The following is a 12,505-nucleotide window of genomic DNA, read 5'->3' as shown; positions in this document are numbered from 1 at the left end:
CGATCTTCGCTGGTTGGTATATCGAAAATGGTATATGTGTTTCGGCCGTCGGCAAGGAGGCGCGGATGGATAGCCAGCGAGAGATTGGCCGTGGTGATGGCGCGGCGCTGCTGCACAGCGGGCTCAGCCTACGCCACATGCGCATGATCGTGGCGCTCGACGATCACGGCCGGGTCAGCGCCGCCGCCCAGGTGATGAACATTTCGCAGCCCGCAGCCTCGCGCATGATCGCCGAGATGGAGGCCATTCTCGACGTCACGCTGTGCGAGCGGCTGCCGCGCGGCATCGTGTTGACCCCTTACGGCAAGGCACTGGCCAGGCGCGCGCGCATCATCCTGATCGAGATGCGCGAGGCCGATCGCGAGATCGCCGAACTGAAGGCGGGCAAGGGCGGTTCGGTGTTCCTAGGCGCGGTGACCGCACCCGCGATCGAACTGGCGGTGCCGGCCATCCGCGAGATCCGCCGGCTCTATCCGCGCATCGAGATCACCATGCAGGTCGAGACCAGCAACGTGCTGGCGCGCGAGCTGATCGCCATGCGCCACGATTTCATCATCGCGCGCGTGCCCGACGACCTCAATCCACGCCTGTTCGAAAGCCGCGTCATCGGCATCGAGAAAGCCTGCCTGATCGTGCGGCGCGGCCACCCGCTGATGCTGAACAGGACGGTGCGGCTCGAGGAGACCGCCGGCTACGACTGGGTGTTCCAGTCGGGCTCGTCGCCGCTGCGCCAGGTGATGGAAGCGAATTTCCTCAACCGCAACATCGGCTTGCCGGAACGCATCTTCAACACCAGTTCGCTGCTGCTCACCTTGGTGATGGTGGCGCAGTCAGATGCGATCGCGCCCGTCTCGGTGCAGGTGGCGAAATTCATCCAGAGCCCCGAGGGACTCGCCGGCGCCATCGACGTGCTGCCGACGGATTTCGATATCGAAGTCAGGCCCTATTCGCTGATCACCATGAAGCAGCGCGTGCTCTCGCCCGCCGCCAAGATGCTCTATGACTTCATCCTGCGCGAGGTGAGCTGAGAGATCATTCCAAATAGATGAAGCCGGGCTGCAAATGGCGAGTATCTGCGCTCCGATGCTCACGTACTGAAGTACGCTCCGCTTCGGTGCTCGCTTCTCGTCATTTTCGCTCCGGCCTGATCTATTTTGAGACGATCTCTACGGCTGTGGTAGATGTTCGGGCCAGAGACGTCGTTCTTGCTTGCCTTGCCTGTTGGGTCGCGATGCCGTAGCGATGCCCGGATGATGGCAACGCAGCACGGCACACGGGCGCTGGCGCAGAGACTTCTCTGTGTCCTGCTCGTGCTGTTCTTCTGGCAGTACGGACAGCCTGCTGCCGCGGTTGTCGCAGCCGACGGCCTGCCGCGGATCTCGGTTGCCCAGCCGGACCTGAAGCTCGGCCTGCCGAACAAGGCACCGGCGCTCGCACTGGAGAGCGCCCGCTCGATCCGCGCGAAGTTCCACACTTCGGCTTTCGATGCGATACTGACCGGCCCGGATGCGCTGGAAGCACCGGCGCTGTCTTCCCGTGTCGACCGACTGCCCACCGACCGCATTGCCGGGCAGAAACCGGAGCGCCCGCAGGCTCGCGACCCGCCGGCGGCCGTGGCTTAGGCCCTCAGGGCATCACTCCACATTTTACGATTTTCATGCGCGCTGCCCTTTTTCGGCAGCGGCGCTCACACGGGCATTTCGAATGAACCGTATCCTCACCCCGTATTCGCTGTTCGGCGTCGCGGCTGCGACACTGCTGTTGTCCGCCAAACTCCTGATCTCGGTCGGCGTCATCCATTGGGTGATCGCGGCGTTGCTGGACCTGCCGCTCGTGCCTCAGCTCGTCCTGGCCGGCATCCTGGCTGTTCCGACCTTGATCCTGATGTGGCGGATCATCTGGCTCTGCTACGAGGCCGAGACCAGCCCCGAGAACAACTGAAGCAAATGCCGCCCCGGTTCGCCGGGGCGGCATTTTAACACTACAGACCCCAGGGATGCTTGGGCGCCGGATCGCCGAGCGGATCGCGAAGGTCATCCACAGCCGGGAAAAGCTCCTTGAGGCCCATCTGGCTCATCGCAGCCGAAGACTTCGCCTCGAGTTGCGCCGCATTGTCTTTCGCCCAGTCGACAAGACGCGCGATTTCCGGATCGTCCTCGATCGCCGGCGACACCCACTCGGCCCATTCGCGGATCCGGGCGGCTCTCTCATAGTCCGAGATGCAGGCATTCAGCAGATCGAGCCGACGCTCTTCGCGCTCCTTGCGCCGCAGCGCCAGGAACCTGCGCCGCTGCAGTCCGGTCTGTTCGATCGTCGGGGACAAAGCTTCCATAACGCGCTCCTATCAAGACATGGCACGCCCTAGTTCAGCATCGTCAGGTCAAACAGCCACCCGTTTCTTGCCTGGCTCTCGGAAGGTCCGGCGGGCTTCATCTCCAGGGGAAGTGGCCATGAAACGGGTGGGTGGCCGGGCGGGCTCTTGCGATGATTGTCGCCAGTCAACGGAGGAGGTCACGCAGATGATACCGTTTCTTTTGGCCATCAACAGCCACGTCGCCACGCGTGGCGAAGGGTTGCATACCGAATTCACCAGGCACTATGCGCAACTGCTGCGGATGGCGCAGATGCGGGCCGAAACACAGCGGGTTGTGAAGGCGCCGAAACCGGCGCAGCGGCAAGGCAGCTGACGCCGTGACTGCGATCCGGTCGCCCAATCGGTCCAGCCCGGGCAATTCCAGCAAAAGGCCAGCGCTTTGCTGGAATTGCTGAAAGATCAGGCGACAGCCTGCGCCGCTGTCGCGATGAAGTCGGCGATTTCCTTCGGCCTTGATGCCAGCGAGGCATGGCTTGCGTCGAGCGTGATCAGGCCCTTGGGATTCAATCGCGCCGACATCATTTTCTGGTTGTCGGGATGGATCATGCGATCCTGGCTCGAGATCTGGTACCAGCTTGGTTTGCTCTTCCATGCCGGCGCGGTGATGGCATCGCCGAATGTCGATCCGAGCGGTGCCTTCTGGGTCACTGCCATCACCAGCGCCTCCTCAGGCGTCAGATCCTGGCAGAAGCTCTCGTGGAATTTGTCGGGCCTGATCCAGAGATAGCCGTCGCTGTCGGGCGCGATGTTCTCGAAAGCGGCGGGTGGTTTGCTTTGGCTGATGCCACCCGGGCTTTCGCCCGCATCCGGCGCGAACGCGGCAATGTAGACCAGCCCGGCCACATTGCTTGCGCTGCCAGCTTCGGTGATCACCGCGCCGCCGTAGGAGTGCCCGACGAGCAGAACTTTGCCCGGTTGCTAGGCAATCATCTTGCGTAAGCGTCCGGCATCGTCGGCCAGCGACGTGAGCGGCACTTCGACACCATGAAGATCTGTGTAGCCCTTGTTCGTGAGTTGCGGGATCACCTTGGCCCAATGAGCCGCGCCGCCCCAAAATCCATGCACCAGAATGATCGCAAGCTTGTTCATCCGAACCTCGTCCGTCCTGTTCCGGTTGAAGGGAGTGCGGCCGGCGCTTGAGGGTCGAATCCGATGCGCCGGCCTAAGCTCCGGTTAGGCCGCCGGAACCTGAGCGATCGTACCAGCCCTCCAGGCGAAGAAAAAACAGCCGGGACTAATATTGGACCCGCTCATCCGATTGCCAGGCAGCGCCTTCGCGAAACAGTCAAAGCTCAGCCTGGGAGGCCTCTTCCCGCTTCACATGGCGTTGGCGCGAATAGCCGGACGATACCGCCATGCGGGTCATGTGCAACTCGTGTTCCTGCAATTTGTTCGCAATCAGCAGGGCGACGACGGCAGAGCGGGCATCGCCGTCCGTCGCCGCGATGAGCGCATCGGCCGCCCTGTCGATCTCCAGGCGTGTCTCATCGTCCGGTGCTTGCGCCGGTTTGGTCATGGTCATGTTCCAATCTGAGCGAGCAAAAGCGCAGAGCGCTCTTGCTTCCGGAATTGCGTTGAAAAAGTAGCGTTCTCGTATTTCGGAGTAAGGCGCGAACGCGTCAGGCAGCCTTGCGTACAGGCAGGTCGACTTCCCAGTTGGCCGCTGCCGGCAGCGCATTGGCGGGCACGCTGATCTCGATCACCGTCATCTCGAAGATGCGCGAGACTTCGAAAAAGGAGCGGCCCCTGCTCAACGCCAGGATCGCGGCCTCTTCGGCGCCGATCCAGGTGTTGGCGTTCCTGGCATCCGCGTCCGTATAACCGGGGTCGTCATCATGGCAGCCACGCTCGTCCCAGTCTTCAAGCAGGGAGCGTCCAGCCAGTCCATCCAGCGGATGTATCTTTTCGCGCATGAAGACGGCTTCCGCTGCTTTCGACGCGCTCTGGAGTTCTTCCTTCGTCGCGCCATCCATCCTGATCGTGAGAGTCCACATTCCAGCCTCCTACGGCTTCTAGAACAATAGTGAACAAAAAGAGAACAAAAATGTCAAGCAGAGTCTTCGAGGCGGCAGAAATGTGCTTCTTCGCTGGCGGTGGAGTCTTGTTTTCGGGTTACAGGCATTGCCGTCGGGGCAGCCTGAAGATGCGCGATGCGCCATGGCTGACAAAAGCGGTTCCGCCGCAGCGCTTTCGCCGATTGCCTGGCGATCAGCCGACTATCGGATTTGACCGCGGCAAACCGTGTTCGTACGCATCGCGTTAACCTTTTGTTAACCATTTCGCTCCTACACCTTGGAAACCGAAAATTAACCAAGATCACCATCGTGTTAACCAAACCCCGGCCCATCCGCCTCAAGGGGCGCTCCTTCCTTGCCCTGTCGCTTGCCCCGGAATTGCCTTTCGAGGACTGGCTGGCCGGGCTCGACGATCTTGCTGCCCGCTCCGCCGGCTTCTTCCTGCGGCGGCCGGTGGTGCTCGACATATCCGGCCTGGACATCAAAAAGGCGGAACTGCGCACGCTGGTCGACGAGCTGAGCCAGCGCAACGTCCGCGTCATGGGCCTCGAAGGCGCGCGGCACTCGCTGCTCGGCCCGGACATGCCGCCGCCCATGAATGACGGCCGCCCGGCCTCGGATTTCGACCCGGCGAACCAAGACGAATCAGCCGAGGCGAGCGAATCGCTCGAGGCGCAGGCAGCGCCGGCCGTCGAAACGATCGCGGCAAGCGGGCCGTCGGTCCAGGTCACCGGTTCGCTGGTGGTTTCCGAACCGGTCCGTTCCGGCCAGTCGATCTTCTTTCCGGAAGGTGATGTCACCATCATCGGTTCGGTCGCATCGGGCGCGGAAGTCGTCGCCGGCGGCTCGATCCACGTCTACGGCACGCTGAGAGGGCGTGCGCTTGCCGGAACCACCGGCAACGGTTCGGCGCGCATCTTCTGCCGCAAGCTCGAGGCGGAAATGATGGCGATCGACGGCTTCTACCTCACGGCGGAGGACATGGAGCCGGATCTGCGGGGGCGGGCAGTGCAAGTGTGGCTGGAAGGCCATGCGCTCAAAACTGGTATTTTAAGCTGACCCGACGAAGGTCCATAAAGGAGAGGTCAATGGGCAAGGTTATCGTGGTGACATCGGGCAAGGGCGGCGTGGGCAAGACCACGTCCTCGGCCGCGCTGGGCGCCGCTCTGGCGCAGAATGGCGACAAGGTCGTGGTCGTCGATTTCGACGTCGGCCTGCGCAATCTCGATCTCGTCATGGGCGCGGAACGGCGCGTCGTCTATGACCTCGTCAACGTCATCCAGGGTGAAGCCAAGCTCACCCAGGCGCTGATCCGCGACAAACGGGTGGAGACGCTCTATCTGCTTCCTGCCTCGCAGACGCGCGACAAGGACAATCTCACGCCCGAGGGCGTCGAGAAGGTCATCGCGTCGCTGAAGAAAGCCTTCGACTGGGTCATCTGCGACAGCCCGGCCGGCATCGAGCGCGGCGCCACCCTTGCCATGCGCCATGCGGACATCGCCATCGTGGTGACCAATCCGGAAGTCTCTTCGGTGCGCGATTCCGACCGCATCATTGGCCTGCTCGATTCCAAGACGCTGAAGGCCGAGAGCGGCGAGCGCATGGAAAAGCACCTTCTGCTGACACGCTACGATTCCAACCGGGCCGAGCGCGGCGACATGCTGAAGGTCGACGACGTGCTGGAGATCCTGTCGATCCCGCTGCTCGGCATCATTCCCGAAAGCATGGACGTGCTGCGCGCCTCCAACCTCGGCTCGCCGGTTACGCTGGCGGACGAGAACAGCGCGCCGTCGCGAGCCTATTTCGACGCGGTGCGCAGGCTGCGCGGCGAGGCCTTGCCGGTCACCATCCCGGGCGAGAAGCGCGGCTTCTTCGGCAAGCTCTTCGGGAGGAAAGCGGCATGAATCTGTTCCGGTTCTTTTCCAAGACGCAGTCGGCGCCCGCGGCGCGCGAGCGTCTGCAAGTGCTGCTTGCCCATGAACGCGCCAGCGCCGGCGGCGCCGATCTGGTCGCCAAGCTGAAGGACGAGATCCTGCGCGTCATCTCCAAGCACATGCAGATCGACCAGGACAAGGTCAGCGTGAAGATGGAACGCGGCGAGCAGGTCTCGACGCTGGCCGTCGACGTCGAACTTCCGTTCAACGCGGTCAAGGCGGCAGCCAGGAAGAAAGCGGCCTGACGAGCGTTTCCGTCTTTCACGGAAACGCAAAGAGCGCGTTAGAGAGACCGTGGCGGGCACCGGGCTGCCTTCCATATGTTTTTGGGGGCATGGGGGACAGACAGTGTCGGCGTTACGACCGGCGGATGCATCGGCCGGTGCGAACGCCGCGCACGGATTACCAACAAAGGAGTTACGCCATGACCCGCATTTCACTTCTGGAACGGTTGAAGGAACTGCAGAAGATGCCGCGCTACCAGGGCCGCGACATCACCACCATCAGTGCGGTGCTGTCGAACCAGGCGCTGGCCAAGCACATCGAGGTTTGCGAGCAGGGCGCCGGTCTCGCGCCGCGTCCGCAAGGCCAGGCCGCATAACCAGAGCGTTTCCGAGCGGTGTTGTCAAAGCCCCATCCCTCGGGATGGGGCTTTTGTTTATGGCGTTCCGATACGATCGTTCCCCGATCACTTCCACATCGACCGCATCTTGCCCTTGAGGTCGACACTGGTGCGGGGACGCGCCGACTGCTCGTCGCGCAGCGCCTGGCTCGTCCAGGACGTCTGCTGGAAGTGCTGCAGGATGTGGGACGGGATGAAGCGGGTCTTCGAGGCATAGACATGCCTGTCGCCGCGCGCGACCTGGCCGGAGGGGTAGAAACGCTGCGGCACGATCAGGTGCAGGGAATCCTTCGCCCGTGTCATCGCGACATAAAGCAGGCGGCGTTCCTCCTCCAGCTCCTTGCGCTCGCCGGCGCTGAGGTCGATCGGGATGCAGCCGTCGACGGCGTTGAGCAGGAATACCTTGGTCCATTCCTGGCCCTTGGCCGAATGGATCGTCGACAGGATCAGGTAGTCCTCGTCGAGCAGCGGCGGGCCGGCCTCGTCGCTGGTGGCGCTTGGCGGGTCGAGCGTCAGGTCGGTCAGGAAGCGGTCGCGCGACGGATAGCCCGACGCGATCTGCTCGAGCTGCAACAGGTCTGCCCGGCGCACGGTCGCATCCTCGTGCTTGCGCTCGAGATGCGGTTCGTACCAGAGCCTTGCCCGCTCCATCTCCGCCGGCCAGCCGGGGCTGCGGCGCAGGTCGCAGAACAGGTCGACGAATTGCGGCCAGTCCTTGGCGGCGCGCGCCGGCGGCACGAAGCGCGCCAGGCCCATTTCCAGGTCGAGCGACTGCTCCATGCTGTCGATGGCCTGGGTCGCAGCCGAAGGCCCGATGCCCGGCAGCAACTGCATGACGCGGAAGCCGGCGATGCGGTCGCGCGGGTTCTGCACGAAACGCAGCACGGCCAGCACATCCTTGACATGGGCCGCGTCGAGGAACTTCAGCCCGCCGAACTTGATGAAGGGGATGTTGCGCCGGGTCAGTTCGACCTCGAGCGGTCCCGAATGATGCGATGCCCGAAACAGCACCGCCTGCTGCTTGAGCAGGGTTCCTGTCTCGCGCTCCTTCAGCACTTCGTCGCAGATGTAGCTCGCCTGCTCGGCCTCGTCGCGCACGGTGACGATGGCCGGCTTTTCGTGCGACGAGCGGTCGGTCCACAGGTTCTTGGTGAAGCGCTCGCTCGCCTCGCCGATGACGGCGTTGGCGGCATTCAGGATGGCGTCGGTCGAGCGGTAGTTGCGGTCGAGCGTGACGACATCGGCAGGCGTGGGAAACAGCGATGGGAAATCGAGGATGTTGCGGACTTCCGCGGCACGGAAGGAATAGATCGACTGGGCATCGTCGCCCACCACCGTCAGGCCGCTGCCGTCCGGCTTGATCGCGGTCAGGATCGAGGCCTGCAGCCGGTTGGTGTCCTGGTATTCGTCGACGAGGATGTGGTCGAAGCGTGAAGACAGATGCGCGGCTATATCCGGTTCCGTCGCCATTTGCGCCCAGTAGAGCAGCAGGTCGTCGTAATCGAGGATGTTCTGGCGCTGCTTGGCCTCGACATAGGCGCCGAACAGCCGCTTCAGCTCCTCGCACCAGCCGACGCACCACGGGAAACTGGCGGCGACGACCTTCTCCAGCGCATCCTGCGCGTTGACGACGCGCGAGTAGATCGCAAGGCACGTCGCCTTGGTCGGGAAGCGGTTCTCGGTCTCGGAGAAACCGAGCTCGTGCCGCACCAGGTTCATCAAGTCGGCGGAATCCTCGCGATCGTGGATGGTGAAGCCCGGCTCCAGCCCGACCTCCAGCGCATAGTCGCGCAGCAGCCGCGCGCCGATCGAATGGAACGTGCCGGCCCAGGTCAGCCCTTCCGTCAGGCTGGCGGCGCGCTCCTTCATCACCTCGGCGGCGATGCGTTCGACGCGCTTGCTCATTTCCGTGGCAGCGCGGCGCGAGAAGGTCATCAACAGGATGCGGCGCGGATCGGCGCCGCGCACGATCAGATGCGCCACCCGGTGAGCCAGCGTGTTGGTCTTGCCCGAGCCGGCGCCGGCGATGATCAGCAGCGGCCCGCCCACCGCGCCGTCGCCATGCAGCACCGCCGCCCGCTGGCCGTCGTTCAGGCGCGACAGATAGGCAGGGGGCTCGGTCGAATCACGGACGGCGATGTTCATGCGGGCATGAAGCATCGTTTCCGTTTCGTTCGCAATGGCCGGCGCCGGACCCGCCGTGATCAGCGCTTGAAGTTGATCGCAATGGCCAGCGTCATCGAGGCTCTTGCCAGATCCGGTGGCGGCGCCGGCACCGGGGAGGCGCGTTTCACGGTTTCGACCGCGGCGCGGTCGAGGGCCGCGTTGCCGGAAGAACCCGCGACCGAGGCCGACTTCACGACGCCCTGGGCATTGATGCGGAACTGGACCCGAACCACCGCAGAACCGCTGGCACCGGCCGGATATTGCTTGAAGCGACGGATATGGGCATTGACCTCGGCCTGCCACTTCGCCGGTGACACCAGGCTGCGGGCGGCGGTCTTCGGGGATCCCGTCGAAGCGGGTTGCTTCGGTGAAGCCGCGGCTGCTCGACCGGCTTGGTCGGATACGCTGGCGGCTGTCACGGTCTTCTTTGGAGAGTTTTTGCGCTCCTGCCGGGCCGGCTTTGCGGGTTCGGCTGGCTTGCGAGCTTGGCTTTTCTTTTCGGCTTCCGGCTTTTCATGGCGTGCGGCAGCCGGCTTCTGAACCGGGGCAGCGCGTTTCCTTTCCGGCGCTTTCGCGATGGTCGGCAGGGCAGGCTGTTTCAACAGGTCCTCCTGCATCGAGCGGAGAATGTCTGGCGCCAGAGCGGTGTCTTCTTTCGGTTGTACCTCCGTCTTAGCCTCCGCTGCTTCCTCCTGCGGCTGCGGCTGCGGCTGTGGCTGTGGCTCGGGTTCGGTTGCTGGAGACTTGTCCTGTTCGAGAGCAGGCTGCGCCTGAACCGGTTCGTTCCGCGCAGGCTTTTCCGGCGCCTTGTCGATGTCGGGAGCCGGGCTTGCCGGTTCGTCGGCCGCTTGCGCAGGTGGCTCCGCCTTTGGCGCGGCCTCGGAGGTTTCCGGCGGCACCCATTCCACGGCGATGGATTCGACCATGCCCGGATCGGCGGCAGGGGGCAGCGTCAGTGCGGCGAGATAGAGCCCTATGCCGGCATGCGCTGCCAGCGAGATGATGCCACCCAGCAACCAGCGTTTCACCTCGCTGCGATCGCCTGGTGGTTCTTCGCCGGGTTCGGCTTGCGGCGCGACGGTGGTCGAAATGGTGTTGTCAGGCAGCGGCGCCGGCACTTCCGGCGCCGGTTCGCCTTGGCTTGCCTGGACAGGCACGTCTGGGCCGGCGCCGCGCACGACTTTCGTCGCGCGCGGTTTCGCCGGCTTCGTCATCGGTCAGAACCGCATCGCCGAGTTCAGGTAGAAGGTACGGCCCTGTTCAGGGAAGCCGTAGGCGAGCTGGTAGTTCTTGTCGAAGATGTTTCTCACGCCGAAGTCGAACTCGAAATTGTCGTTCAGCTTGTAGTTCATGTTGAGATTGACCAGCGCGAAGCCCTTGGTTTCGAAGAACGCCGTCTCCAGCCGGTCCGTCGACCAGCGCGAGCTGTAGATGGCGACGTTGGGGGACACGGTGAACTGTTCGAACGGCACCCAGTCGGCATAGAGGTAGGCGCTGTGCTCCGGCGTGCCGATCGGCTTGAGCCCGGGCCGGACCGGATCGACCAGCTTGCGCTTGAGATAGGTGTAGCTGGCGCCGACGGTCAGGTTGGAAAGCACATCCCATTCGCCGTAGACTTCCGCGCCGTAATACTGGCCATCGCCGATGTTCTGGCTCTGCACCTTGCCGCCGCCGATGCTCACCGACTGGATCACGTCGGAGACGTCGCTGTAGAACACCGAGCCGCCGATCTTCAGCGTTTCGGTCGGTCTGCCGGTCCAGCCGAGTTCGTAGTTCACCGCACGTTCGGGGCTCAGGTCAGGGTTCGGCAAGGCGTCGCCGAAGCGGGTGCTGAACCGGTCGAAAAGCGTCGGGAAGCGGGTGCGCGAGGAGATGCTGGCGTGGAACTCCGAAGCGTCGCTGTAGCGGTAGATCGCCGCTCCCTGCCAGTTGAAGGCCGAGCTGCCGCCATGCGGGTATTCGGACATCTTCTTGCTGGCTGCGTCGTATTTCTGCGCCTTGACCAGTTTGTTCCTGTCGTAGCTGATGCCGCCGACGAAATCCAAGCTCTCGGTGGCGTGGAACGTGTCTTCGACCGCCACCGACCAGGTGTCCTCCAGCTTGGTCTGCTTCGGGTCGACGAAGGCTGAAGCGCCCGGCTGGTTGTGATCCCAGTTGGTATGGTCGTCGCGGCGGTAGTGAACGGCGCCCTTGAGCGTGTTCATCGGGATCAGTTCGGTGCCGGCCTCGACGCTGACGCCGTAGGCGCTGTCGTCATAGTAGCTGTTGAAGGCGCGCGCCTGCTTCTGGCTGGTGAAGGTGGAGTCGTCATAAGCCGACAACAGATTGTAGAAGGTGTTGTAGTAGGCCTTGGTCTTTACGTAGGACTCATCGCCCAGCTGCGTGTGCGAATAGAAAGCCAGCGAGCCGATATCCCAGCGCGGCCATTCCCAGTCGCGCTGATAGGCAGCACCCGCCGGCAGCGGCGTGCGCGTGATGCCGCGCACCGGCTCGTAGATGCTGTAGGGCGCGGCTTTCTCGCCCTGCTGCTTGGTGTAGCTGATGACGTATTCGTCGGTCTCGTTCGGCGTATAGCCGAGCTTGAAGTTGGCACGCCAGTCGCGCACGTTGGAGAAGTCGCGGCGACCGCCATCCTCGACCGGCCCGCCGATGCCGACCGGGGCCGGATTGAAGCCCTGCGGCAGGAACCAGCCATCGCTGTTGCGGAACGATCCGCCGGCCTGGAGATAGAATTTCTCCTGCTTGGTTCCGACCCAGCCGGATGTCGTGAAGGCGGAAAGATCACCGGTGTTGCCGATGTCGACGCCGGTGCGCAGCTCGCCTTCGAATTCCTTGGTCGGCTTTCTGGTGACGAGGTTGATGGCGCCGCCCATGCCGCCGGGGCCGCTCAGCACCGAGACGTAACCCTTCTGCACCTGGATCTCGGAGAGGTCCGGCGTCAGGAAGCGTCCGTAGTCGAGGCGGTTGTCGGCCGGCAGATAGACGCGCACGCCGTCGATGTAGAGCGGCACCTGGAAACGGTCGAAGCCGCGCACATAGATCAGCCTTTCGTTGCGGCTGCCGCCGGTGTTGGAGACCTCGACACCCGGCGTGGCTGCCAGCGCATCATCGAGCGTGTTGCGGTTGCTCTTGTGGATGTCCTTCGCCGTCACGACGCTGCGCGACACCGACTGGCCGCCAATGTCGGAGGAGGTGCCGGCGGCGGCGCCATAAACGACGATCTCGCCCAGCTCGAAGACCGGAGATGCGGCCGTGCGGGCTGGCGTTGCCGGTGCAGTGTCCTTTTTCTGCTCGGCAACTCCGCTTTGCTGCGCATAGGCAACGGGCAGTGCCGCAGTGGTTGTCAAAAGGACGAGCAAAGTCGTCGACGAAAGTCGCTTCATGAAAATCCCCC

At 63.6% G+C, this 12,505-nt stretch carries 14 protein-coding genes and 1 pseudogene; 8 read left to right on the top strand and 7 right to left on the bottom strand.

The window, feature by feature from the left end; all coding sequences use genetic code 11:
- The first annotated feature begins 65 nt into the window (after positions 1 to 65).
- The 3 genes from AC3WTO_RS27275 to AC3WTO_RS27265 all read left to right on the top strand — a co-directional run bounded on the left by AC3WTO_RS27275 (position 66) and on the right by AC3WTO_RS27265 (position 1,941).
- Positions 66 to 1,028, top strand: coding sequence for a LysR family transcriptional regulator (locus tag AC3WTO_RS27275; RefSeq protein ID WP_492463967.1), 963 nt, complete (start codon positions 66 to 68; stop codon positions 1,026 to 1,028).
- Between the two features lie 222 nt (positions 1,029 to 1,250).
- Positions 1,251 to 1,622 (top strand): hypothetical protein, encoded by a 372-nt coding sequence (locus AC3WTO_RS27270; RefSeq protein WP_492463968.1) that lies wholly within the window; start codon positions 1,251 to 1,253, stop codon positions 1,620 to 1,622.
- 82 nt (positions 1,623 to 1,704) lie between these two features.
- Positions 1,705 to 1,941, top strand: coding sequence for a hypothetical protein (locus AC3WTO_RS27265; RefSeq protein ID WP_492463969.1), 237 nt, complete (start codon positions 1,705 to 1,707; stop codon positions 1,939 to 1,941).
- 40 nt (positions 1,942 to 1,981) lie between these two features.
- Here the strand turns inward: AC3WTO_RS27265 and AC3WTO_RS27260 are convergent, their stop codons facing one another.
- Positions 1,982 to 2,332: a hypothetical protein gene (locus AC3WTO_RS27260; RefSeq protein WP_492463970.1), complete on the bottom strand. Its 351-nt coding sequence runs from the start codon at positions 2,330 to 2,332 to the stop codon at positions 1,982 to 1,984.
- A 187-nt stretch (positions 2,333 to 2,519) separates the two neighbouring features.
- Here AC3WTO_RS27260 and AC3WTO_RS27255 point away from each other — a divergent pair, with 187 nt between their 5' ends.
- Complete coding sequence (locus AC3WTO_RS27255; RefSeq protein WP_492463971.1) at positions 2,520 to 2,687, top strand: hypothetical protein; 168 nt, start codon at positions 2,520 to 2,522, stop codon at positions 2,685 to 2,687.
- A gap of 86 nt (positions 2,688 to 2,773) precedes the next feature.
- Here AC3WTO_RS27255 and AC3WTO_RS27250 read toward each other — a convergent pair.
- The 3 genes and pseudogenes from AC3WTO_RS27250 to AC3WTO_RS27240 form a co-directional block, all read right to left on the bottom strand.
- A pseudogene (locus AC3WTO_RS27250) lies at positions 2,774 to 3,463 on the bottom strand (alpha/beta hydrolase).
- 196 nt (positions 3,464 to 3,659) lie between these two features.
- Positions 3,660 to 3,896 carry a hypothetical protein gene (locus tag AC3WTO_RS27245; RefSeq protein ID WP_492463972.1) on the bottom strand — a complete coding sequence of 79 codons (237 nt, stop codon included), beginning with the start codon at positions 3,894 to 3,896 and terminating at the stop codon, positions 3,660 to 3,662.
- A 97-nt stretch (positions 3,897 to 3,993) separates the two neighbouring features.
- Positions 3,994 to 4,368 (bottom strand): hypothetical protein, encoded by a 375-nt coding sequence (locus AC3WTO_RS27240; RefSeq protein WP_492463973.1) that lies wholly within the window; start codon positions 4,366 to 4,368, stop codon positions 3,994 to 3,996.
- A 321-nt stretch (positions 4,369 to 4,689) separates the two neighbouring features.
- On the opposite strand from AC3WTO_RS27240, the gene minC reads away from it, so the two are divergent.
- From minC to AC3WTO_RS27220, 4 genes are all read left to right on the top strand, one after another.
- Positions 4,690 to 5,448: a septum site-determining protein MinC gene (gene minC, locus AC3WTO_RS27235; RefSeq protein ID WP_492464120.1), complete on the top strand. Its 759-nt coding sequence runs from the start codon at positions 4,690 to 4,692 to the stop codon at positions 5,446 to 5,448.
- A 29-nt stretch (positions 5,449 to 5,477) separates the two neighbouring features.
- Complete coding sequence (gene minD / locus AC3WTO_RS27230; protein ID WP_129414378.1) at positions 5,478 to 6,293, top strand: septum site-determining protein MinD; 816 nt, start codon at positions 5,478 to 5,480, stop codon at positions 6,291 to 6,293.
- Positions 6,290 to 6,568: a cell division topological specificity factor MinE gene (gene minE, locus AC3WTO_RS27225; protein ID WP_492463974.1), complete on the top strand. Its 279-nt coding sequence runs from the start codon at positions 6,290 to 6,292 to the stop codon at positions 6,566 to 6,568. Before minD ends, minE begins: the two co-directional genes overlap by 4 nt.
- Before the next feature lie 179 nt (positions 6,569 to 6,747).
- A complete protein-coding gene (locus tag AC3WTO_RS27220) occupies positions 6,748 to 6,924 on the top strand; it encodes a hypothetical protein (protein ID WP_492463975.1) in 177 nt (58 codons plus the stop codon).
- Positions 6,925 to 7,011: 87 nt separating this feature from the next.
- On the opposite strand, the gene AC3WTO_RS27215 is transcribed toward AC3WTO_RS27220, so the two are convergent.
- From AC3WTO_RS27215 to AC3WTO_RS27205, 3 genes are read right to left on the bottom strand one after another with little or no spacing between them, the layout of a single operon-like run.
- Positions 7,012 to 9,090, bottom strand: coding sequence for an ATP-dependent helicase (locus tag AC3WTO_RS27215; RefSeq protein WP_492464121.1), 2,079 nt, complete (start codon positions 9,088 to 9,090; stop codon positions 7,012 to 7,014).
- Positions 9,091 to 9,149: 59 nt separating this feature from the next.
- On the bottom strand, positions 9,150 to 10,325 hold the full coding sequence (locus tag AC3WTO_RS27210) for an energy transducer TonB family protein (RefSeq protein ID WP_492463976.1): 1,176 nt from the start codon (positions 10,323 to 10,325) through the stop codon (positions 9,150 to 9,152).
- 3 nt (positions 10,326 to 10,328) lie between these two features.
- Positions 10,329 to 12,494: a TonB-dependent receptor plug domain-containing protein gene (locus tag AC3WTO_RS27205; protein ID WP_492463977.1), complete on the bottom strand. Its 2,166-nt coding sequence runs from the start codon at positions 12,492 to 12,494 to the stop codon at positions 10,329 to 10,331.
- Positions 12,495 to 12,505 lie beyond the last annotated feature (11 nt).

It is taken from the genome of Mesorhizobium sp. EU05-FHT14A09, from assembly GCF_058790995.1.
The sequence above is the reverse complement of the archived record's forward strand: the minus strand, read 5'-3'. Positions and strand labels throughout refer to the sequence as shown.

Bases quoted from the DNA above. Each gene is read 5' to 3' on its own strand.
- AC3WTO_RS27275 (WP_492463967.1), top strand. From the start codon at position 66: ATGGATAGCCAGCGAGAGATTGGCCGTGGTGATGGCGCGGCGCTGCTG.
- AC3WTO_RS27270 (WP_492463968.1), top strand. From the start codon at position 1,251: ATGATGGCAACGCAGCACGGCACACGGGCGCTGGCGCAGAGACTTCTC.
- AC3WTO_RS27265 (WP_492463969.1), top strand. From the start codon at position 1,705: ATGAACCGTATCCTCACCCCGTATTCGCTGTTCGGCGTCGCGGCTGCG.
- AC3WTO_RS27260 (WP_492463970.1), bottom strand. From the start codon at position 2,332: ATGGAAGCTTTGTCCCCGACGATCGAACAGACCGGACTGCAGCGGCGC.
- AC3WTO_RS27255 (WP_492463971.1), top strand. From the start codon at position 2,520: ATGATACCGTTTCTTTTGGCCATCAACAGCCACGTCGCCACGCGTGGC.
- AC3WTO_RS27245 (WP_492463972.1), bottom strand. From the start codon at position 3,896: ATGACCATGACCAAACCGGCGCAAGCACCGGACGATGAGACACGCCTG.
- AC3WTO_RS27240 (WP_492463973.1), bottom strand. From the start codon at position 4,368: ATGTGGACTCTCACGATCAGGATGGATGGCGCGACGAAGGAAGAACTC.
- minD (WP_129414378.1), top strand. From the start codon at position 5,478: ATGGGCAAGGTTATCGTGGTGACATCGGGCAAGGGCGGCGTGGGCAAG.
- minE (WP_492463974.1), top strand. From the start codon at position 6,290: ATGAATCTGTTCCGGTTCTTTTCCAAGACGCAGTCGGCGCCCGCGGCG.
- AC3WTO_RS27220 (WP_492463975.1), top strand. From the start codon at position 6,748: ATGACCCGCATTTCACTTCTGGAACGGTTGAAGGAACTGCAGAAGATG.
- AC3WTO_RS27215 (WP_492464121.1), bottom strand. From the start codon at position 9,090: ATGAACATCGCCGTCCGTGATTCGACCGAGCCCCCTGCCTATCTGTCG.
- AC3WTO_RS27210 (WP_492463976.1), bottom strand. From the start codon at position 10,325: ATGACGAAGCCGGCGAAACCGCGCGCGACGAAAGTCGTGCGCGGCGCC.
- AC3WTO_RS27205 (WP_492463977.1), bottom strand. From the start codon at position 12,494: ATGAAGCGACTTTCGTCGACGACTTTGCTCGTCCTTTTGACAACCACT.